Here is a 23,309-nt window from a genome sequence, read left to right on the forward strand (position 1 = left end):
TGATTTTCTCTTGAAGTATTTTTATCAACTCATATTTTTGTCTAACTGAGCATTCTGCTCTTTACCAAACTCTTGAATAACAAAGATATCCGCAACAATGATATCTCCTCCACTCATTTTAAGATTCTGCATCTATTTTAAATTTCTTGATTGACTGTTCCAAATACATCCCCACGCTTTTTCCAAAAAACACCAGGACTCCATCATATTTGTAGAAGTCAAGTTACTGATACAAATTTCGTTATTAATTCCGGCGGCTCTTTTATGTGAGAGTAACAAATAGAGTCTACACTATATATTCCGTACTGACAGAATTCGAAACCTTGCTGTGAGTTAAAAATGCCTCATCATTACGGAGTAACCTTGACAGCTTCCAATAAAAACTAATAGAAGCCGAATATAAAACGAATCCCACTGCACAGAAATAACCAATGCACAAAACACCTCTACATTAAATATTATACCTATACCGCACCGTCCCCAATATTGATGAGACTCAAACTAGCAGTATTCTCTACCCAAATCCAATCCCTAATTCTTCATTCTTACAATAGAATAAAACAGCTGATCTTGAAAACGAGGAGGTTTTATTCTATTAGTTTTTATTTAGTTAATAGCTTTATATTTTCAAAGTAATATATTAATCAGAATTAGATTTTGCTAAGTATTTAAAAAATATAGTATCTTGAGGATTTTCTGTTGTAAAAGTCATTAATATCCAATATCCAATAGGATATTCTCCCTTAAAAGCAAGTCCTTCACACCGAGCAATATTATCATTTTGTAGGTTCAAATCATTGCGATTAAATGTACTAAAACAATCCTTAAGAGGTGCTATACCATAAACAATAAAATATTTGATTTGATTATAAAAAAATCTTATATTACTTCTAAAAGTAATCACAATGAACAATATCAAGATTCCCTTTCTGATCAAAGAAACCGATGTTAATAGATATTTTAACATCAAAACTAATAAAATAAACCATGCAATAATATTTGTACGTACAAAATTAGCATCTACATAAGCATATCCCCAAAAAGAAACACCAATGAAAATAATAGGAATTGTCCAGTACAAATAGCATTTTTTATATTGATTAAAAATCAAAATCATAAATATCCCAAACTGAATTAAATAAGACAACAATAAGTCAGGAATTTTATCAATAGAATAAGAGAAAAAATGTAACCCATCGGTTGAGGTACTATTTGTAGATAAATAAAGATATAATATTGGAAAAAAGATAATAAAAGACAAAATATTTTGTATACATAATATTTCTGACCATGATATTTTTTTGTTCTTAATAGTATCATTCAAAAAATACGCAATCATAAAAATACCAATACTAATAAAAGTATAAGGCGAATAAAAAATAATAGACGAAGCTAAAAAAATGAAATTTTTCATACCTTTTTCATGAAGAAATAACATTCCTAACAACCAAATAGCAATAGCTTGATTAAAAATATAACGTAATTGAACAGAACTGGATAAAAGTACAGTAAAAGTATCATAAGTTCGAAAAGAAAATAATGACTTAAATGGTAATTCATAAAAGAAAATAAAAATAATAACAAAAATAATGAAAAATTTATTAAAAACTTTTAAATAAAAACATAAAAATAAAAACATCAATAAAATTCCCAGTGCAGTCCATAATACTAAAGCAATCTGCGCTGCATACCAACCAAACACTTTACCAATTAAAGCAGGAACTATCCAATGACCAAGATAATATACAATAGCACGCCCATTTTCTGGATAAATAACAGGCCAAGAAAATTTTATTAAATCCATAAATAAAGGATTTCGACCTCCAAAATCTCTACTTTGCAAAAAAACATTTCCTATTCCAGAAACTAATGGCCATACAATTGCTACTATTATTAAAAACAGAAAAATATAGGTTGGGATATTTATAAGGTCCCCCTCCGCTACTGTATTTCTATACATTATTAACAATAAAAGTATAGAAAGAGATAATAAAAAAACAGAAATTTTCCAATTAACCCAAGTCGCCAAAAACAAAAAACAGGGAGAGCTTAAATATAAATAACTTAGCATCTTAACTGTAGATAATTTTACTTTTAGTGTCTTAGAAAATATATTATGCATTGTTACCTCATACCTTTGAAAATTCATTTTCATATTTTGTCAAGATCTTAATAATTAATAAAAATTGTACCATATTCTATTATTTTGTGTCAATAAATTTTTAGAAGAGAAGAAATATTTAATAAGATTGTATCTATAATCAACTCTCTTGAAATAAGACTAGATTTATAATATAATAATATCATATTCTCATAAAATACCAATTACTTTCAAAGTATTTGTATAGGGACAATAAATGAGTTATATTAATATATTACAAAAAATCAAATATTCTTACATGCTGTTTTGTTTGCTCTTTTGGGTCATATTATTATTTATAATGGATTACCAACTGCATTGCAAATAACAAATTATCCTCCAGGACCTCCTGATAAGCTTGATATATTTTATCTTCCGTAAATATATACTATATCAAAGATAATACTTTCGAAGCACCTCCTCGTTCTCTCAATTTAGATCTTCTGAAACCTAAAACAGAATATCCTGGAGATAATCATCTTTTACTGCCTATATATCGAGCTGTCAAATCAGGTCTCCACCTATCGAATTTAGGTTACAATGAAGGTTTTGCTAAAAAAGATGAATCAAAGGAGAATATTTTTGAATATAAATCATTATTTTCATCAAATTGGAACAATATGGCAGAAATTTTATATTTTCTAATTCCTCAACATTTAAAATATATTTCTACTCCCGAACAAGAATGGGAATTAGCACAATGGTTGGCTAATTTTCGTTTCTTTCTGGCATATTTTCATTTATTGGGATTAATTTTATTATTTTTAATATTCTATAATAGATTAGGAAAAAAATATGCATGGGCTCTTGGTATTGTTTTTGTTTTTCATCCTGGAATTTTATTCACTGCAAGCAATCTTTATTATTTTACTCTTGGTCATCTTTTTTTTATTAGTTATGTTGTATATGCCTATCCAATATTGTGGGCACATTATACATATAAAAATTTATTACTTTATATTTTAGGATTTACAGTTATTTCAGTTATCTTCAGTTTTTTTGGTTCTTTGTATTATCTATTATATACATGGGCACCTGCTATTGCTTTAATGTTTTTAATGGACATGTGCCAGATCATTAATAAATCTGATGGACATATCAATATGTTTCTCAAGTACTATCTAGATCATTTTTAAATATTATTTTAACAGCACTAATATCATTAGTTTTTATGTTCATTATATTTTATAATGAAATAAAGCAAATGATTACTCTTTATCGCCCGGAAGCAATTGATATTTTCAAGTCACGCAGAAATGAAAATTTTATGCATACTGTTTTTCTTAATAATCCAGCACAAGGATCTCATACTTTGTATAAAATAAGCAATACATATGAATTCATAAAACACTATTTTATATATTTATCCCATATCTTAAATAGCGCTACTACTTTGCCTGGATTATGGATTGAACGGTTTATGCCTTCTTTGCTGCAATTTTTTCCTCCCTTTCTTTTATCATTAAAATTATGGCGTTTTCTTATGTTATTTATAATAATAAGTATGATAACTTGGCTAAAAACAAGAAATAAAGAAATTTTAAAAATTTTCCAATATTTTTTAGCAGGGATATTTACTTTTTTATTATGGACATTAGGATTAAATTTAATTTCAACAGTAGCTGCATCTCATAGATCTGTTATGACTGGCTGGATTTATTCATATTACATTAACATAGCTGTAGCTATCTTAATATGCAAATTATGGGAAACAACACATTAAATGTTACCAAATATATTAAAATAATTTTATTTTTTAAAAGATAAGAATTTAGAAGGGATTGATTTTTATAAATACAATAAAAATAAGCACTTAAATTAAATTTTCGCTTCTTGACAAATCAAAAAAATAACTTTATAATAAGCTAATATTACTATATAATATTGGCTTATTATAAAGTAAATAATATTCTTAGATAATTCAATTTTTAATATCATAAGAAAATATTCGACGAATAACTTTATTATAAAATAATGACATTATATTTTATACCTAGAATATAAAAATATATTTTCTGTTATTTATAAAGAGGTAAATATTAAATGTATTTATACTACGATTCTAAAACAGGCAATGTTCAACGTTTCATTAATAAATTACAACAAAAACAACCTATATGGGTTTATATCAAAATTCAAAGTGATATGAAAATTGAATATCAAGGACACTTATTCACTTATACTACTGATTTTGGCGAAATTCCACTTACAACAAGAAAGTTTTTAGAAACAGAAAATAATGCATCAAAGATTCAATCAATTAGTTCAAGTGGTAATATGAATTGGGGGCCACTTTACGGATTAGCAGCAGACAAAATTTCAGAACAATTTAACATTCCTATTTTTATGAAATTTGAATTATCAGGAACTCCTCAAGAAGTCGAATATGCAATAAATAATCTGGAGAAATACTATGAAAACTCAAAAATGGATCTACTTAAATAACGAAATAATGATCAAAAAAGATGGTCAATTCCAGCTCGAAAAAGATAAAGAAGCCGTCTATTCTTATTTTGTTGATTATGTTAATAAAAATACTGTTTTTTTTCATAACTTACAAGAAAAAATGGATTATCTTATAAAAAACGATTATTATATTGATTTTTATGAGATGTACACTTTAGAGGAAATGAAGCAAGTATTTGATTTAGTATATAATAAAAAATTTCGCTTTCCTTCTTTTATGAGTGCTTTTAAATTTTATCAGAGTTATGCTCTTAGAGACAATAGTGGCGAAAAATTTTTAGAACGTTATGAAGACAGACTAGCTGTCGTAGCTTTATTTCTAGCACAAGGAAACCTTCAAAAAGCATTAGAATATGCAGAAATACTTATTAACCAAGAATACCAACCTGCCACTCCAACTTTTCTAAACGCAGGAAAAAAAAGATCCGGAGAATTAGTATCATGCTTTTTAGATGAGATGGGAGATAGTTTAAGCGATATTGGTTATATCATTGACTCATCAATGAAATTATCCTCTATAGGCGGTGGCGTATCCATTAATCTTTCCAAAATAAGAGCACGTAGTGAAGCTATCAAAGACATTGATAATCGTGCATCAGGAATCTTACCTGTGATGAAAATTTTAGAGGATATTTTTTCTTACGCTAATCAATTAGGTCAGAGACCAGGAGCTGGCGCTACTTATCTTAATGTATTCCATTCTGATATTAATGAGTTTTTAGACTGTAAAAAAATCAATGTAGATGAAAAAATTCGAATTAAATCTTTATCAATTGGTATAATTATCCCAGATAAATTTATTGAATTAGCTGTTAAAGATGAAATCTGCTATACATTTTACCCTCATACTGTATTCTTAGAGTATGGCCAATATCTTGATGAGATGGATATGAATGAAATGTATGATGAGTTAGTAAACAATCCAAATGTAAAAAAGAAAAGAATTAATGCACGTGATCTCTTAGTAAAAATTTCCCAGACACAAAAGGAAAGCGGTTATCCTTATTTATTTTTCAAAGATAATGCTAATAAAGAACATGCCTTAAAAGAAATTGGCAGCATTAAATTTTCAAATCTATGTACTGAAATCATGCAACTTTCCGAAGTATCAGAAATACATAACTATTACGAACAAGATACTATTAAACGTGGTATTTCTTGTAATTTAGGTTCCTTAAATATTGTCCCTGTTATGGAAAATAAAAGAATTCGAGAAGTTGTCCGAACAGCAATCGATACTCTGACTACGGTTTCCGATTTAACAGATATTAATATGGTTCCTTCTATTAAAAAAGCAAATGATGAATTGCATAGCGTTGGCTTAGGAGCAATGAATTTACATGGATTTTTCGCTAAAAATTTAATTATGTATGAAAGTCGCGAAGCATTAGATTTTTGTAATATTTTCTTTATGATGGTAAATTACTACTCTCTAGAAAGATCTATGGAAATTGCAAAAGAAAAGGGGGAAACTTTCAAGGATTTTGAAAAATCTGAGTATGCCAACGGTAATTATTTCAATAAATATACAGAAAATGCTATTGTCCCTCAAACAGAAAAAGTAAAAGAATTATTTGAAGGTATCTGCATTCCAACTAAGGATGATTGGAATAACTTAAAACAACAAATAATGAAACATGGTATTTATAATGCGTATCGATTAGCTATTGCACCCAATCAATCTACAGCATATATATTGAATGCTACCGCTTCGGTAATGCCTATTACAGACACCATAGAAGTACGTGAATATGGGGATAGCACTACATTCTACCCTATGCCTTATCTGAACCACAACAATATGCTTATCTATAAATCTGCTTATCATATGGATCAAAAAAAGATCCTTAAATTAGTATCAGTGATCCAAAGACATGTCGACCAAGGTATTTCAACTATTTTATATACTAAAAGTACAGATGCTACTAGAGATTTAGTGAGATTATACATTTATGCTCATAAATTGGGCTTAAAATCTTTATATTACACGCGTATTAGAAAATCCACTATTGAAGAATGTCTTGCATGCGCTGTATAAAATAACTTTGTGAGAGAAAAAATGAGAGAATATATTTATAAAGCAGTTAATTGGAATACACCAGAAAATGATTATGTAGAAATGTTTTGGGAGCAGAATTTAAGACAATTTTGGATTGATACAGAATATATTCCTTCCAAAGATATTGATAGTTGGCATTCTTTAGAACCCGAAATGAAATTAGCATATCTTCGTGTTTTAGGCGGGTTAACTCTTTTAGATACTCTACAAAGTCATACTGGTATGCCTAAAATTATTGATCATGTAGATTCATTGCAATGTCGGTCTGTTTTATCTTATATGTGTATGATGGAAACCATACATGCCAAATCATATTCGACCATATTCACTACTGTAGCTTCTACAGCTGAGATTAATGAAACATTCCATTGGGTTGAAGAGGATAAATATTTACAATACAAAGCAAAAAAAATTGATTTTTATTACCAAAAAATGAATAATCCAGATGCAACGAAAAAAGATATTTATATGGCATTATGTGCTTCTGTATATTTAGAAACATATCTTTTTTATAGTGGATTTTTTTTACCTTTGTGGCTAGCAGGTCAAGGTCAAATGGTTGCCAGCAGCGATATCATTAAAAAGATAATTGCTGATGAGTCTCTCCATGGAATTTTTGTTGGATTACTTTCTCAAGAAATATATAAAACATTTACTGAATTTGAAAAAGAAACAATTAAAAAAGAATTAGATGAACTTTTATATGATTTATATGAGAATGAAATAAAGTATACTGACGAAATTTATACAGATATTGGATTAGCTACAGAAGTTAAAGAATATATTCGTTATAATGCCAATAAAGCTTTAATGAATCTTGGATTTGATCCTGTTTTTGAAATAAAAGAAATTAATCCTCTTGTTTTAAATGGTTTGAATGTTGAAACAACTCAACATGATTTTTTCTCCAAAAAATCTACTAATTATGAAAAAGTATTAGAAGTTATCCATCTTACAGATGAAGATTTTATATTTGACGAAGATATATCTACTGATGGGATTTAATAATCTGCCATTCTGTTAACATAATAGCAAAAACAATACAAATAATACCTAACATTTTATAAATCGTTAACATTTCACCAAAAAAGAAGACAGAGATAAAAACAGTAAATAAAGGTTGCATCGCTAAAATAATTCCTACTTTAATGATATTATCTTCTAATTTTTGCCCAATAGCTAGTAGTCCATAAGCAAGTAATGAAGCAATTAATGCAAGATATATCAAGGAGAAAATAGCAGGCATTGTCCATTGCTGGGGAAAACTTTCAAGAAAAAATCCAAAAATAAAAGCAATTACAGAACATGTAGCATTTTGAATAATCACCAAATAGAAAGGATATTTTTCTTCTTTATAAAAAATATTACCATAACTTAATTGAAATGCGACCCCAATTGCACATAATAAAGTTAAAAATACTCCTGTATTCCATATAAAAAGTGTTCCTTCGCGAATATTAAAAAAATATGTACCTAATAAAGAAATACAAACTGCAATAATATGAATCATATTTATTTTATGTTTAAAAAGAATAATACTAATAATTGGAATAAATACTAAATTTAATCCTGTAATAAAAGCACTAACGGAACTATCAATTGTTTTTAATCCGTAAGTTTGTAGTGAAAAGACTAAAAAAATCATAATTCCTAAAACAATACCATGATAAATGGTATATTTACTTATCTTTTTAAAATCAATAAAAAATAATAACAAAATTGCAATAGAAAACCTCAATCCGATAGTAAAAAAAGGAGGAACGCTCAAATCTACTAAAATTTTTTGAGCAATAAAAGCACTCCCCCAACAAAAAGAAGCTATATATAAAACAATAGTACCAATTAATTTTTTTCTATTTACCATTTCTATTCTGTCAAGTATTTTTTATATAATGTACCGATAGTACCATGATCCTTAAGTTTTGTAATTGCTTCATTTATCTTTTCTAATAATTCTTGATCTTGCAATCTAAGAGCAATAGCATAGTCTTCCTGCGTGCTTGAAGTAGCAACTAATTTCAAATCCGAATGCACCGAAACATAATTATGCGCTGTTTCAAAATCTATCACTAATGCATCAACTTTTTGTGCTTGTAATGCTAATATTGCTGATGAGACGTTATTAAATCTTTCTACATTAACATACTTCATTTCTGAAATCAAAATATCTCCAGTAAATCCTAAAACAACTCCTACTTTCTTATTTTGTAAATCCTCAAGAGTGTTAATATCGGTAGTAGTTTTATTTAAAATAATCATTTGTTCACGTGATGTATAATAAACTTGACTAAACGCAACTGATTTTCTTCTATCTTCTGTGATGGTCATGCCTGAAATAATAAGATCTACTTTTTTACTTTGCAACGCAGGAATTAGTCCATCAAAACTAATGTTCATAATTTTGATATCTTTTTTAATAAATTTAGCAATTTCATTAATTAAATCAATATCAAAACCAACAATCTTATCTTGGTCTATATACTCAAAAGGAGGAAATTCCGCATCCGTACCAACATAAAGTATATCCTGCTTTTTCAGTCCACATCCAGCAACCATAATACATAACATCCATAACCATTTCATATTTTTCATTATACCCTCTATCATTAATGATGTAATACTTTTTCTAAAAATTCCCTTGTCCTTTTGTGCGATGGATTACTAAAAAGCAAGGCAGGAGTATTATCTTCTAATATCTCACCATGGTCCATAAATAGAATACGTGATGCAATATTTCTTGCAAAACCCATTTCATGAGTTACAATTACCATAGTCATCCCCTCCTGTGCTAATGATTTTATTACATCTAACACTTCATTAACCATTTCCGGATCTAACGCTGATGTTGGTTCATCAAATAACATTAAATGCGGTTCCATTGCTAATGCTCTTGCAATAGCAATCCGTTGTTTTTGGCCTCCTGATAACTTATTAGGGTAATCGTTTATTTTATATAGAAGACCAACTTTCTCTAATAAAACAGAAGCTTTTTCCGTAGCAGATTCGATATTTTCATTTTTCACTAAAACAGGAGCTAAAATAAGATTTTCTAAAACTGTTTTATGAGGAAAAAGATTAAAATGTTGAAATACCATACCTACATTTTGTCGAATTTTATTAAGATCAATTTCTTTACTATGAATATTTTGATTTTCAACTAAAATTTCACCTCGATCAAACTGCTCTAATCCATTAATACATCTTAACAAAGTTGATTTCCCACTACCAGATGGACCTATAATTGATACAATTTCATTTTTTTCAATAGAAGTGTTAATATTTTTCAGTACTTCTATACCAGAAAATACCTTATATAAATTTTTAATTTCAATCACTAATACTTAACCTTTTCTCTATTTGCCTCATTAGTTTTGTAAAAATTGATGTTAACATAAGATATATTAAACCAACTAATAATAATGGTTCTATACCTCTATATGTTTGACTGGTAATAATATTGGCAGCACGTAATAAATCAACTCCTCCAATAAAACCAACTACTGAAGTTTCTTTTAATAATGTTATCAATTCACTAACTAAAGGAGGGAGAATTTTTTTCACTGCTTGAGGTATAATAATTTCTTTCATAGCTGTATAGTAGCTCATACCTAACGCTTGAGCTGCATCCATTTGTCCCTTGTCTATGCTTTGGATTCCTGCCCGGATAATTTCCGAAACATACGCTCCTGAATTAATCCCAAATGCTAACGATGATACAAATAATATTGGAACATCACGCAAAATCCCAATAAATACAACATTTGCAAGAATCATCAATTGTACAACTACAGGAGTTCCCCTAATAACATCCGTATATAAAATTGAAATAAAACGCAAAAATTTATAATGAGAAATATTAAACAACGCAGAAATAATCCCTAATAATATCCCTAAAACCGCCGCTAGTAACGTTGCAGATAAAGAAAATTGCAAACCGTGAAGAACATAAAGATAACGATCATGTTCAATAAATAGGTGCTTAAGAGTCAACAAATAATCCATAATATCTACTTTGTAAATAAACTCAACAATGTACCGGCTGCTACTGCTGAACCAATAACACCTGCTACATTAGGACCCATAGCATGCATTAATAGGAAATTTGATGGATCTTCTTCAGCTCCCACCTTTTGAACTACACGTGCTGCCATAGGTACAGCGCTTACGCCAGCTGCTCCTATCAAAGGATTAATTTTTCCTTTACTGAGGAAACACATAACTTTTCCCAACAAAACACCACCAATTGTTCCAAATACAAACGCCAATAACCCAATTGTTAAAATTTTGAGAGTCACTACATTAAGAAACGTATCAGCACGTGCAGTAGCTCCTACAGTAAGACCAATAAATATTGTAATAACATATAATAACGCAGATTTTATATTGTCTACTAAACTAGGAACAACTTCACTTTCTTTTAGTAAATTTCCTAACATTAACATACCTACTAGTGGTGCAGATGAAGGCACTAATAATATAACAATAATAGTAACAACTATTGGAAATAAAATTTTCTCTTGCTTAGACACTGTTCTTAATTGGTGCATCTTTATTTGACGTTCTTTTTTAGTAGTTAACAATTTCATCACAGGAGGCTGAATAATAGGCACAAGAGCCATGTAAGAATAAGCAGCAACAGCAATGGGTCCTAAAAGATGAGGAGCTAATTTTGACGTTAGATAGATAGCTGTAGGACCATCTGCACCTCCAATAATACCAATAGAAGCAGCTTCAAATCCCGTTAATCCTAAAAAAATCGCACCCCAAAAAGCAACAAAAATACCTAACTGAGCAGCAGCTCCTAATAGCAAACTTTTAGGATATGCAATTAAAGGACCGAAATCCGTAACTGTCCCAATCCCCAAAAAAATAAGAGGAGGATAAATTCCTAATTTAATCCCTCCATATAACTGATATAATAACCCTCCTGGATCCATCAGCCCTTCTCCAGGAAAAAAAGGCAAATTACTTAACATCATCCCAAAGGCTATCGGTAACAATAAATATGGTTCATATTTCTTATAAATTGCTAAGTATAAAAGTATCAAAGAAATCACAATCATAATAACGGATTGAAAAGAAATTAATGATATTCCTGTCATGAGGAAAAGTTTTTTTAATAATTCCAACATAATTTACCTCTAAGAGAGCTTCAGTAATAAAGCCCCACTATCGACAGTATCTCCTTCTTTAACCGCATAATAAGAAATTTTACCATCCTTTGGAGCAACAATATTATTTTCCATTTTCATTGCTTCTAAAATAAGAATAGGTTCTCCTGCTTTAACATTATCTCCTAACTGTTTCAAGATTTTCCAAATATTTCCTTGCATCGGAGCATAAACTGCTTCCCCCTGAGCACTATCTACAGAAGATAGAACAGGGGCTGTTGGAACATTACTTGAAGAAACGGTAGGACTTGACATAACTTTAGAATTATTTTCAGAAGAAGAGTCATTATGAGATAAAAGTTCTACTTCTACTTCATAAACTTTCCCTTCAACTTTAACTTTATAAACCTTAATCACAATACCTCCAAACTCAAACCTAATTAAAATATTTTATACTTTTTATTCGCACCAAATTTTTAGAATTAGAAATCTGCACGTCTTCTAAAATAGAAGCAATAATAATTGCTTGAAGTTCAGGTGTTAAAGAGACTTCCTGTGACTGAAAAAAACGAGGGCTGGATTTAATAGGAGATAACATTATATTTTTTCCGTTTGGAATATATTTAAAAAGATCAATAATCCCTGTTAAAAGTAATAAAACAAATAAGACCATTCCCATACCAATTAATGTGATTTGTCCAGCCTCTAACAAACTAATCTCTGCACTAAACATAATATATCCTTTAATTACTTTTTATAGCAAGTGCATCTATTTCAATCAAAGCATTTTTCGGTAAATTACTTACTTCAACGGTAGTTCTTGCAGGAAAAGGTTCATTAAAATATAAACTATAAATATCATTGACAACAGAAAAATCATTAATATTTTTTAAATAAACTCCACAACGTACAATATCAGAAAATTGAAGTCCTGCTGCCGATAAAATTGCTCTGAGATTTTCCATACATTGCTTCACTTGATCTACAATATCTTTTGGCATTTCATTTGTTAAAGTATCAATAGGTAATTGACCAGAAACATATAAAATATTATCACTCAAAATTGCTTGAGAATATGACCCAACACCCTGAGGAGCGCTACCAGTAATAATGTTCTTTTTAGGCATAAACTTCTCCTTTAAATTAGATAAATAATAATAAAATACAAAAACCAGCTATAAAAGCCTATTAAGAAGAAATTTCTTTATTATCTGATTCCGATTGCAAAATAGCTAATATTTTTTGAGCTACAGCTTCTTTTCCAGGCCTACATTTTGTATAAGGCACATCTTCTCCACTAGTCAATGCTTCTGCATAAGGCATACATCCAGGATATCCGCATGCACCACAATTAAAATGAGGTAGAATATTATAGATAGCTTCAGTACGCGGATCCTCTTTTACATAGAATATCTGACTAATAATCGAAATACAAATTCCTAATACAGTTGCAATTAGCATAAGATACAATGTGCCTTGCCATAAAATATCACTACTCATGTTATTCCTCTTTACCTTTAATTAATAAATTTTCTACCGAACATATATTCTGATCAGGACATATATTACAGCCATCAGATCCTCCACATGTATAGATCTCTATTCCATGAGCGAAACTCCATGAAAAAAATAACGCTAATAAAACTAATCCGCTCAAAATAAATAACAAATTATACACTATGGGTAATGGTATCATTATAATATACTCCTTTTATAATGCAAATCCACTAAATCCTAAGAAAGCAATAGAAATAATTGCTGCGATCATAAATGCTATAGGGGATCCTTGAAAAGCCTTAGGGATGGGTGCATTTTTGATTCTTTGTAATAGGCTAGCCATAAGCATTAATGCCAACATAAATCCCAAAGACGCTGCAAAAGCAAACCATAAACTACGACCATAATCAAGTTTTTCGGTAATAACAATCAATGCAACCCCTAAAATAATACAATTCGTTGTAATAAGAGGTAAATAAATTCCTAAAGATTTATATAATTTCGGAGCTATTTTTTTCATAATAACCTCTAAAATTTGTACGCAAGCAGCAATAACAAGAATAAAAAGTAAAGTTTTAAGAACTTCTAACCCTAAAGGAACAAGTAACAAATGGTATAATGGCCATGTAATCGCTACAGAAATAACTTGCACCACAATAACAGCATAGCTCATTCCAATAGCATCTTCCGTTTTTTTTGTCACACCAAAAAACGGACATAATCCTAAGAAACGCGAGAAAACCATATTCCCACTTAAAACAACCATAATAAATATAATAAAATATGATGCATTCGCCATTTTATTCTCCCTTTTTATTCTTCATATTTTTAGCTTTGAGAATAGTATACTGCTGAATTATTGCTAAATACAATCCCATAACTAAAAATCCTCCTGGAGGCAACCTCATAAGTTGCAATGGATCAGGAATAATATGTAACACATTAATCATTGTAAAATATTGTTCATCAGGAACAGGATATTTAACGCCACCAAAAAGATTAATAACATGCATGGCAGGATTATTAGGATCTTGTACCACAGGATGAGTGAAATTTAAAACAACACCTAAATTTTCTGCAATCTGAAAAGATAAAGTGCCATTACCTAATAATTCACGAAGAAACGCAATAGATGTGAGTGCCGCGATATAGCCTAACCCCATACCTATTCCGTCAAGAAAAGAATATAAAACATCATTTTTACTTGCAAATGCTTCTGCTCTTCCTAAGATAATACAATTTACAACTATTAAAGGCAAATATACCCCTAAAATTCCATATAGAACAGGCAGATAACGCCCCATTAAAATTTCTACAATAGTAGTAAATCCGGCAATGATGATAATAAATGCAGGCACTCTAACCGCATGAGGAATAAAATTCCTGAGCAAAGATACTAATACATTAGAACAAGTAAGTACAACTAAAACTCCAATTCCCATCGCTAATGCACTGGAAACATTTGCTGATACAGCCAATGAAGAACATAAGCCAATTAACAAGACAAAAACAGGATTTTCCTTTAGCAAACCTTTTTCTAATTCTGTCCAAGCCGATTTACTTTGATTCATGAGACTTCCCCTTCAGCTTTTTTACTTAAATCATACATAACAAATGCTTCATTAATATCTTTTACTAAGGCACTAGAACTAAATGTAGCTCCTGAGATCATATCAAGATTCTTTGAACCCCAATCAGTCCTATCTATAGGTAATTGATCTATCTTTAAACCTAAAAATTGGCGTTGAAATCCTTGTTCTGTTACTTTTTGACCTAAGCCTGCTGTTTCAGATGAAGCATCTAATACTTTAATGGCTAATACTTGTTGCCCATCAGTGCCAACAAGAGCAACAACAGGACCTCCAAAACCTCCCGAGCTCACTCTAAATACACGCATTATTTCTTGCTCATTTGTACTGACAACAGACCAATAAATATTTGGCTCACCATCTAAATCCATTTCTTCTTGAATGATATTATATTCCTGTGCTTTTTTACCAAGCATTTCCTGAATATCCAATAAAGGATTAGGTTCCTGATAAGTAAAATAATATACAAATAACAAACTAAATGTCATCAATCCGGTAATTAGTGTTAGTGAAAGTACATTTTGAAGATGGAACTTGGGAGAGCCAATAACAATATTTTTTTCTGACATTTACTTCTCCTGTAATGAGCTTTGATTTGCATGATACAAAGCAAAAGCTTCTTTAATATTCTCAATAAAGGCATATGCTGTGTACGTTGCACCTGATAAGGTGTCAAATCCTTTATTTGACCAATCAGATAAATCACCTTCAGGCTCAAACTCAGGTAAATCTTTGATTGTTTTACCTATAAATTGTTTTTGGAATTCTAGGTCTAAAACTAAAGAACCTAATCCCTCTGTTTCATTCGCAGCATTGACCACACTTAAGTCCACAATGGTATCTCCATGCAAAGCAACTAACATATCTACAGGACCTCCAAAACCCTGACTAGATACTGCAAAAATATAAGCAACTTCCTCACTATTATTTTTTGCTAAATAAGTAGTAGGATTTAATTCAATAATATCGTAATTAGCCAAATTGCCGCCTGTCATACTTTTAATCTTCTTTACATAAGCAGGAGTTGACAATTTCGTATAAGCAAAAATCACTGTCAAGGCTACTATAAGAATAACAGAACTTGAAATAATAGTTTTTTTGATGATAGAAGCATGAGGATTATTTTCATCACAAAGCTTATTGATAAAAGGTAATAAAATGTTAACACATAAAAGACCAAATGATACCCCTTCAGGAAATGAAAAAACTAATCGAATAGCTGTGACAATTCCCACAAAAATAAAAGAATATAGCATCTTACCCATTAAATTATTAGGAGAAGTCACAGGATCTGTTTCCATATACACAGATCCAAGCATAACACCTCCTGCGAGAAGCCATACTAGTGGGTCACCGGCAAATAAACCTAAAGGTCCAATACCTGCAGGTCCTAAACGGATAGCCCCGAAAACCCAACCAAATAGCATAGCAAATACCCAAATAGAAATTGGTATTAAAGGGCTAATTACTTTTGTAAATACAAGATAAAGAAACCCAAGCAAAATAGCCCATTTTGCTGTTTCGCCCATAACGCCTGGCATATTACCAAAAAACAACATACCATAATCGAATAATTCAGTAGTATTGTTCATACCTTCTGGCATCACACCCCCTTTGTACCAATTTTTCACAGTTTCTAAATATGTGGTACCAGAAAGCACATCATAATAAGGATTTATCTGATCAGAAAATGTATATGTATCAAATGCAGGCTTTACTTTGTGATAGAAAGGCAATTTTGTAACATCTCTAACCCACACATATTGAGTAGCTTCCCAATAAGATAAACCTGCATGCTTCATAAGAGAAGGGATAGTAGGACGAATAGAAGTAGCCCAAATAGCCGGAAAGCCTGCAACAGGAACAAGACGTCCAATAAGTGCTGGATTAATAGGATTAAAACCTGCTCCTCCAAAGATCATTTTCCCAACACCAATCCCGACAATTCCTGTTAAAAGAAGAGGATATATACCTAAGCCTGGTCGCATATTTAATGCAATAATAACACCTGAAATAACTGCTGTTAAATCTCCTAGAGTTGATTCTTGTTTCATAAGTTTATTACATAGATATTCTGTAGCAACACAGGATAACACACAAACAACAATCCCTCTAACAACAGACATTCCAAAAAAATAAATTCCTGTACTAATAGGAAATAATAGCGCAATCAAAGTATGAATCATAATACGCTGATTTAACTTTTCTTTATCTGCATAGGGAAATTCACTTAATAGTTTTGCCGAATCAGTCGTTGCACCCATCTTCTTTAACCTCCATTTCATCTTATTTATTTTAATTGCTATATCGATTCATCCATGCTTGATTAGCCCATGTACTCAATTCATGCTTCTGTCTCTCAATAAAAAACAAAGATACTTCGTCTTGTAATCCTAGATTGCTGACTAATTGAAGAGTTTCTTTCTTACCCAAGGATAAAAAAGTAGTGGCATAAATATCGGCTAATTCAGCAGAACCTTTAATAATCACGCTTACAGAAGCTAAATTGTGATCTACAGGATATCCTGTTTTGGGATTAAAAATATGATGATAATACTTATTATCCACAATAAAAAATTGTTCGTAATCTCCCGAAGTAGCAATAGCTTCATTATCATACATAGGAATAATCTCACTAACAGGACCTCCATTTGGATTTCTAATGCCAACAGACCACTCTGTATGATCAGGCTTACTTCCAAAAATAAGCAAATTACCACCAGCATTAACAAATCCAGCATTAACTCCCGAAATATTAGTAAGCATCGATACAGCTCTATCCACAGCAAATCCTTTCGCAATAGCACCAAAATCTAATTGAACGCCAGGTTCTAAATAAATTCCTTCATTACTAATATGTATTTTATCCATTCCTATATGAGTTAATACTCTTTTTATTTCTTTATCGGCAGGTACACGAAAATCATCTTGTTGATAGATACCCCATAATTTAATCAAAGGATATACTGTCAAATCAAAAGCTCCATCACTTTGGAGAGCAATGATTTTTGATTGTTCAATAAAATTAGAAATAATACCATAAGCTTTCGGATCATCATTCTTAGATAGAAAACTCTGATTATTCAAGAGATTAAGACTACCATTTTCCTCAGGAGCAAGTTGCACATACCAATATGATAATTCATCCCAAATTTTATTTATTTCTTTTTCTAATTTGTAACGGGGTAATGAACTATATATAACAATATCAAAACGAGTATACATAAGATTTTTAGAAAATATTTGTTTCTGATAAGGATCTGAAACACATGAAACACAACAAAACAGCAATATAAAATTAAAAAGCATCATATTTTTCATCTTGATATCATAAACCTCAATTTTCTACTCTTTATATTATAAAATATTTTAAAAAAAAGTAAAATCTTTTTTTTATTGTACTAATTTTCTATATCTAATACATCTAAAGATTCAAGCATATTAATTAGTTCCGGCTTAGATTTAGTTAGCAAAGCATGCAAAATCACCACACCCAACATACCATAACCAATCACCCCTATTACCAAATTGACAGCTAATAGAGTATCGTGCATGAAAAATAACCCTATATATAATCCTATAATTCCAATTCCTAAAATACAGGGATAAAACATACTCTCTTTAATCAAGTAATAATTAAGAAAATAATAAATCAAAGGATAGGGCAAAAATACAAGATTATATTGAGGCATTAATATTTGAAATCCTTCTAAAATATTAGGATCTTTTTTGAACAAAATACCAGCTAAAAATGGTGCTGTAAAATAAAAAAATAAAATATATGCTCCGATTAAACTCAATAAGCATGCAAACCCCAACCATAGAGATTTATGAGCATCTTCAAATTTAGAAGACATTATAGGAAGAATAACAAACGAAACTCCTGTAGTTAAAAAAATCATTCCCTTTCCTAAAAGATTAGAACTGGCAAAAAGTGCTGATTGTTCTGGCAATAAAGATCGGACCAACACAGTATCCGAATAGATAAGTAGAGAAAATAAACCAACAGAACCTAAAGAAACAAATAACGATTTCCAAGAAAACAGATGCTTCTTATAAGATTTTGGAACAGAAATAAAAAATGACTCTCGATAAGGAATAGTATTACCCATAACAAATACAATATTACTGATAAGAATCCCCATCATCGCTCCGACAATATTAGGCATAAGCCACACACATACCAAGCCCAATGTTATACGAACGATGCCTTGTAAAGCCTGCGCAATACCAGCAGCAATAAACCGTTTTTCAGCTTGAAGCATACTGATAAAAGGAGCTTGAGGAAAATGAAGGAGCAGTGATACTAACAATAAATAAAAAATCATCCGGTCTTTAACATGAAAAACATTCTGAAAAATCGGTACTAAAAAAATCCATAGTACCGTCACAAAAATCATATAAAAAAACACATTACGTACTGTTAATATTGATTCAAAAGACAGATCATTTTTCGGTAATACCGAAAAATGTTTTGTTAAAGCATATTGATATGCCATAATAGGAAGTATAAGCAACCCAATAAATTGCAAAAGCGGCTGAATTATACCATAATCTTCCGAAGAAAGGAAAATCATTAATGCAAACTGGTAAAGCATATTTAATCCAGCACCTAGCATGTTGCTTGCTGAATAAAATGCAGAACCGATTAATATTCGTTTTGTTCCCACGACGCACCTACTTTAATATATTTAAATAATTTTTTGAATATTAGAAAAAATATTACCCATAAGGACTTGGGTACCAAATTTTTCAAAATTCACACGAATCATAGCACTGGACAGATATTCTATAACACCTACACCAAAAATATTATGAATAATTTTATCACCCACAGATAATTCAGATAATGTTTTTATTTTTTGTACATTATATAGTTCAGATTTCGATGTACTTACTATCTTTTTAGAAGCAACAGATTTTTTTTGAATGGAAGAATATTGTTCTTTTTTGTAGTTGTTACGGATATAAGATGATCTCTCTGATTCGGAAAAGATTATTTTTTCATCCACAATGGTTTGAGGAATCATATCCAAAAAATGAGAGCGTTCATTTTCTATAAATTCACCATAACGAAGGCTGCGTTTTTCGTAACTTAAAAAAAGTTTATTCATAGCTCGAGTCGTTGCCACATAAAACAGACGTTTTTCTTCATCTAGTTCCTCGGTACTTTTGGAAGCTAACGGCAACACACCCTCAACCATTCCTACAACAAAAACCGTCGGAAATTCCAAGCCCTTAGCACTGTGGATGGTCATCAAAGATACAGCATTTTCATTATTCTCACTTTCATCTCCGGACGATAGAAGGCTAGCCTCATGCAGGAAGTCTGCAATACTGCTGTCAGGATTTAACTCCTCAAACACTTTAACTGCATTAACCAATTCCTGAATATTTTCAAATCTGTCTTCTGCTTCATTAGGACCATATTCCACAACAAGATAATCTTTATACCCAATCCTCTCCAAGAGCATCTTAAGCAAATCAAGAGGCAAAAGTTCATCAATCAGTGCAGATAATTCATGCAGTATAGAGCCCAAATGCTTCAAATTATTAACGGCAACACCCGATAAACCTTTTATTTCATCAGCCCGCGTGCAAGCTTCCACAAAAGTTAACTGATATTCTCGGACAAATTCAGAGATTTTTTGTTTTCCTTTGTTTCCTATTTTACGTTTGGGTATATTGACAATCCTCTCAAAAGCAGCAGCATCTTGCGGATTTACTAGAATTCTCAGATAAGATAAAACATCTTTAATTTCAGCTCTGTCAAAAAAACGAACTCCTCCATAGACTTTATAGGGAATTTGATGACGGGTTAATATTTCTTCGAAAATCCGTGACTGGGCATTCATACGATACAGAATAGCAAAATCTTTATAATTGCCTGACTGTAATAACTGTTCCATTTCTTCATATACAAAAGAAGCTTGCACTCTGTCATCATCAAGAGCAGCTAATGTTATTTTAGGGCCATTTTCACGTTCAGCTCTAAGAGTTTTATGCATACGGCCAGTAATACTTTTCACTATACTGTTGGCTACTTCTAAAATATGCCCATAAGAACGGTAGTTCTTTTCCAAACGGATAATATGAGCATGAAATTCTTTCTGAAATTCGTAAATATTTTCAACACGTGCGCCACGCCAGGCATAGATTGATTGATCATCATCCCCAACAACACACACATTACTACGCTCACGGCTAAGCAAATCTAACAAACGATATTGAGGTCTATTGGTATCTTGAAACTCATCAGCCATAATGTAATGCCATTGACGCTGATAACGTTCACGAATTTCTAGAGTATTTTCTAATAAAATAATCGTATTAGTGATTAAATCAGAAAAATCCATGGCTTGATTAATTTTTAATGTGTGTTGATATTCCATATATATTTCTGCACACACACGCTCGAAATCATTACTAGACATCTGGGCTGATTCTTCAGGTGATATTAGTTCTTCCTTAAATGTGGATACCGCTCTTATCACAGCTTTGTCAGGGTATGTTTTTGGATCAATATTAAGACGCTCCATTATTTTTTTAATAGTATTTCTAGTATCGGAAGCATCATAAATAGTAAAATCAGTAGAAAATCCGATATGCATTGCATGCTCACGCAGAATCATTGCACACATCGAATGAAACGTACGAACCCAAGCTGTTTTTGTATTAACCCCAAGTAAATTACCGATTCGTTCCTTCATTTCGCCAGCTGCTTTATTTGTAAATGTGACACATAAAAGATTATGAATTCTCAAGTTATGTTTCCTGATCAGATAAGCGAAACGGTGGGTAATGACCCTTGTTTTACCTGAGCCTGCTCCTGCCAATACTAACAATGAACCTTGGTCGTAAGTTACCGCTTCTTTCTGTTCGTTATTCAAACCTTGTAATAAATCAATCATGAACCGTACCTAACTTTTGGAACATCGAACGAATACCATATAAAAATGGTATATCCAAAACATTAACAAGAGTTTTAATGAAAAAAGTGGAAACTGCAATCTGCAGAACTACAGAAAGCTGTTGAATTAGTGTACCTTCAAAAGCTCCCCAAAAAGCAACGAAAACAAATAAAAAAGAATCGACAGCTTGACTAATTAAAGTACTGGAAAGATTTTTACTCCATAGAGGCAGTTTTTTTTGAGTAAAATAATGAAATATATGGATATCGATAGTTTGAGATAAAAAATAGCAGATAAATGACGCAGCAATAATTCTAGGCGTAAAAGTAAAAAGCATCGTCAAAGACTGATGTCCCGTAAGATCAAACTCAAGTGGCTGAAACAAAACCGCAAATCGCCCGAATATCAGATAAAGCAAAGAAACTAGTAAAGAAATATACATTGCTTTTCGTGCTTCTGATTTGCCATAAAACTCACTAATAACATCTGTCGCAAAAAACGAAGATACATACAATGCATTCCCTAAAGTAGCATCTAATCCAAATAAAGAAACTAGTTTAACTACTTGGATATTGGCAAAAATAACAGAAACAGCAGTCCATACCAGCAGACCCTCTTTCTTCCAGAAACGAAAAAAAAGCAGTATCATCAAATAAATAAATAAAAACTGCCCAAACCATAAAACATATTGCATAATTCATTCCTAATATTTTCCCCCTAGATATTGTACTTTATATTAAAAAAAAATGCAACGGTTTTAATATTGATTATTTGGTCTGCTATAGAACTAGGATTTTGACTATAAGATAGGTCTTTTTTACAAAACCTTCTCCATATCCCCCAGATTAGACAAATGTATTCCTGTTTTAACAGAGCGATAGACAGGAAGCATCAGATGATTATCAATCCAATATTCCATCCTGCCGTATATGTATAATTCTCTAGAATCAAACTTACGAAATGCATTATTTTGAATAATAAAATACTCATTTAACGGGGGGGGGGGGATCATTAGTAATTTGCAAAGCGCTACATTAAAAATAATTTTTACCAAATAAACAAAACAACGATATGAAAATATAGGCATATTTAAAATAATTCCTATATTGTATAATATTCTATTAAGATAAAATAAAATATCATAGGTAACTTTTTTGAAAATTCTTAAGATTATTTTCACTATCAATTTTAAAAAAATCCGATATTATTCATAAAAAAATTAAAGGTAACTGCTGTTATGTAAAGTTTAGTATGAGATTATTTAAAGTTTAGTTTGAGACTTAAAGGATATAATATATAACAGTATTAGGAGGAAAAAACAAGACAAAAACCGACGACATAAGATATTTTCATCCCTCTTATTCTTCTTAAATACTCTAAGAGTAGAATATACCTATACACGAAGAGAAATTTTATGAAAATTTAACTTCATAACCGACGACATAGATTTTCTCCTTTCTGAAAATGTTTAGAAAATGTTTAACTACTGTATTTATCAATACTTATAGTTATAAGAAAGGAGGTTTAGGCTTCCAA

The 23,309-nt window shown here is 30.7% G+C and carries 25 protein-coding genes; 5 read left to right on the plus strand and 20 right to left on the minus strand.

Going from position 1 to position 23,309, the window contains the following annotated elements:
* Positions 1–640: 640 nt before the first annotated feature.
* Positions 641–1,843, minus strand: a complete 1,203-nt coding sequence (locus BM018_RS06050; RefSeq protein ID WP_143280443.1) for a hypothetical protein — start codon at positions 1,841–1,843, stop codon at positions 641–643.
* Between the two features lie 917 nt (positions 1,844–2,760).
* Here BM018_RS06050 and BM018_RS06055 point away from each other — a divergent pair.
* From BM018_RS06055 to nrdF, 5 genes are all read left to right on the plus strand, one after another.
* Positions 2,761–3,276 (plus strand): hypothetical protein, encoded by a 516-nt coding sequence (locus tag BM018_RS06055; protein ID WP_092319659.1) that lies wholly within the window; start codon positions 2,761–2,763, stop codon positions 3,274–3,276.
* 35 nt (positions 3,277–3,311) lie between these two features.
* Positions 3,312–3,863 carry a hypothetical protein gene (locus BM018_RS06060; RefSeq protein WP_159428210.1) on the plus strand — a complete coding sequence of 184 codons (552 nt, stop codon included), beginning with the start codon at positions 3,312–3,314 and terminating at the stop codon, positions 3,861–3,863.
* A 320-nt stretch (positions 3,864–4,183) separates the two neighbouring features.
* Positions 4,184–4,585, plus strand: coding sequence for a class Ib ribonucleoside-diphosphate reductase assembly flavoprotein NrdI (nrdI, locus tag BM018_RS06065; protein WP_092319663.1), 402 nt, complete (start codon positions 4,184–4,186; stop codon positions 4,583–4,585).
* Positions 4,554–6,644, plus strand: coding sequence for a class 1b ribonucleoside-diphosphate reductase subunit alpha (gene nrdE / locus BM018_RS06070; RefSeq protein WP_092319665.1), 2,091 nt, complete (start codon positions 4,554–4,556; stop codon positions 6,642–6,644). The genes nrdI and nrdE overlap by 32 nt, the downstream gene beginning before the upstream one ends.
* A 21-nt stretch (positions 6,645–6,665) precedes the next feature.
* Positions 6,666–7,670 (plus strand): class 1b ribonucleoside-diphosphate reductase subunit beta, encoded by a 1,005-nt coding sequence (gene nrdF / locus BM018_RS06075; RefSeq protein ID WP_092319667.1) that lies wholly within the window; start codon positions 6,666–6,668, stop codon positions 7,668–7,670.
* Here the strand turns inward: nrdF and BM018_RS06080 are convergent.
* The 19 genes from BM018_RS06080 to BM018_RS06170 form a co-directional block, all read right to left on the minus strand.
* On the minus strand, positions 7,654–8,529 hold the full coding sequence (locus BM018_RS06080) for a DMT family transporter (RefSeq protein WP_092319669.1): 876 nt from the start codon (positions 8,527–8,529) through the stop codon (positions 7,654–7,656). The two genes, nrdF and BM018_RS06080, sit on opposite strands and share 17 nt — an antisense overlap.
* A 2-nt stretch (positions 8,530–8,531) precedes the next feature.
* Positions 8,532–9,257, minus strand: a complete 726-nt coding sequence (locus BM018_RS06085; RefSeq protein WP_200778573.1) for a basic amino acid ABC transporter substrate-binding protein — start codon at positions 9,255–9,257, stop codon at positions 8,532–8,534.
* Between the two features lie 14 nt (positions 9,258–9,271).
* Positions 9,272–10,000 carry an amino acid ABC transporter ATP-binding protein gene (locus BM018_RS06090; protein WP_092319673.1) on the minus strand — a complete coding sequence of 243 codons (729 nt, stop codon included), beginning with the start codon at positions 9,998–10,000 and terminating at the stop codon, positions 9,272–9,274.
* On the minus strand, positions 9,993–10,667 hold the full coding sequence (locus tag BM018_RS06095) for an amino acid ABC transporter permease (protein WP_092319675.1): 675 nt from the start codon (positions 10,665–10,667) through the stop codon (positions 9,993–9,995). Before BM018_RS06095 ends, BM018_RS06090 begins: the two co-directional genes overlap by 8 nt.
* A 5-nt stretch (positions 10,668–10,672) precedes the next feature.
* Positions 10,673–11,794 carry a sodium ion-translocating decarboxylase subunit beta gene (locus BM018_RS06100; RefSeq protein WP_407640969.1) on the minus strand — a complete coding sequence of 374 codons (1,122 nt, stop codon included), beginning with the start codon at positions 11,792–11,794 and terminating at the stop codon, positions 10,673–10,675.
* A 12-nt stretch (positions 11,795–11,806) separates the two neighbouring features.
* Entirely contained in the window at positions 11,807–12,193 is a 387-nt protein-coding gene (locus tag BM018_RS06105; protein WP_200778574.1) for a biotin/lipoyl-containing protein, read from the minus strand.
* Positions 12,194–12,212: 19 nt separating this feature from the next.
* Positions 12,213–12,509, minus strand: coding sequence for an OadG family protein (locus BM018_RS06110; protein WP_092319679.1), 297 nt, complete (start codon positions 12,507–12,509; stop codon positions 12,213–12,215).
* Between the two features lie 10 nt (positions 12,510–12,519).
* Positions 12,520–12,903, minus strand: coding sequence for a Rid family detoxifying hydrolase (locus BM018_RS06115; protein ID WP_092319681.1), 384 nt, complete (start codon positions 12,901–12,903; stop codon positions 12,520–12,522).
* A gap of 61 nt (positions 12,904–12,964) precedes the next feature.
* Entirely contained in the window at positions 12,965–13,276 is a 312-nt protein-coding gene (locus tag BM018_RS06120) for an RnfABCDGE type electron transport complex subunit B (RefSeq protein ID WP_092319683.1), read from the minus strand.
* Position 13,277: 1 nt separating this feature from the next.
* Positions 13,278–13,472: a hypothetical protein gene (locus BM018_RS06125; RefSeq protein WP_092319685.1), complete on the minus strand. Its 195-nt coding sequence runs from the start codon at positions 13,470–13,472 to the stop codon at positions 13,278–13,280.
* Between the two features lie 15 nt (positions 13,473–13,487).
* Positions 13,488–14,072 carry an electron transport complex protein RnfA gene (locus tag BM018_RS06130; RefSeq protein ID WP_200778575.1) on the minus strand — a complete coding sequence of 195 codons (585 nt, stop codon included), beginning with the start codon at positions 14,070–14,072 and terminating at the stop codon, positions 13,488–13,490.
* A 1-nt stretch (position 14,073) separates the two neighbouring features.
* A complete protein-coding gene (rsxE, locus tag BM018_RS06135; RefSeq protein ID WP_092319687.1) occupies positions 14,074–14,844 on the minus strand; it encodes an electron transport complex subunit RsxE in 771 nt (256 codons plus the stop codon).
* On the minus strand, positions 14,841–15,431 hold the full coding sequence (locus BM018_RS06140; RefSeq protein ID WP_092319689.1) for an FMN-binding protein: 591 nt from the start codon (positions 15,429–15,431) through the stop codon (positions 14,841–14,843). Before BM018_RS06140 ends, rsxE begins: the two co-directional genes overlap by 4 nt.
* Positions 15,432–17,126 (minus strand): RnfABCDGE type electron transport complex subunit D, encoded by a 1,695-nt coding sequence (locus BM018_RS06145; protein ID WP_159428211.1) that lies wholly within the window; start codon positions 17,124–17,126, stop codon positions 15,432–15,434. It lies immediately after the preceding gene.
* 31 nt (positions 17,127–17,157) lie between these two features.
* Complete coding sequence (locus tag BM018_RS06150) at positions 17,158–18,183, minus strand: FAD:protein FMN transferase (RefSeq protein WP_092319693.1); 1,026 nt, start codon at positions 18,181–18,183, stop codon at positions 17,158–17,160.
* Between the two features lie 80 nt (positions 18,184–18,263).
* Complete coding sequence (locus BM018_RS06155) at positions 18,264–19,532, minus strand: MATE family efflux transporter (protein ID WP_092319695.1); 1,269 nt, start codon at positions 19,530–19,532, stop codon at positions 18,264–18,266.
* A gap of 21 nt (positions 19,533–19,553) precedes the next feature.
* Positions 19,554–21,773, minus strand: a complete 2,220-nt coding sequence (locus BM018_RS06160) for an ATP-dependent helicase (protein ID WP_092319697.1) — start codon at positions 21,771–21,773, stop codon at positions 19,554–19,556.
* Positions 21,766–22,467, minus strand: coding sequence for a queuosine precursor transporter (locus BM018_RS06165; protein WP_092319699.1), 702 nt, complete (start codon positions 22,465–22,467; stop codon positions 21,766–21,768). Before BM018_RS06165 ends, BM018_RS06160 begins: the two co-directional genes overlap by 8 nt.
* Before the next feature lie 123 nt (positions 22,468–22,590).
* Positions 22,591–22,860: a hypothetical protein gene (locus BM018_RS06170; RefSeq protein ID WP_092319701.1), complete on the minus strand. Its 270-nt coding sequence runs from the start codon at positions 22,858–22,860 to the stop codon at positions 22,591–22,593.
* Positions 22,861–23,309 lie beyond the last annotated feature (449 nt).

The sequence above is a fragment of the Brevinema andersonii genome (genome assembly GCF_900112165.1).
Lineage (GTDB): Bacteria > Spirochaetota > Brevinematia > Brevinematales > Brevinemataceae > Brevinema > Brevinema andersonii.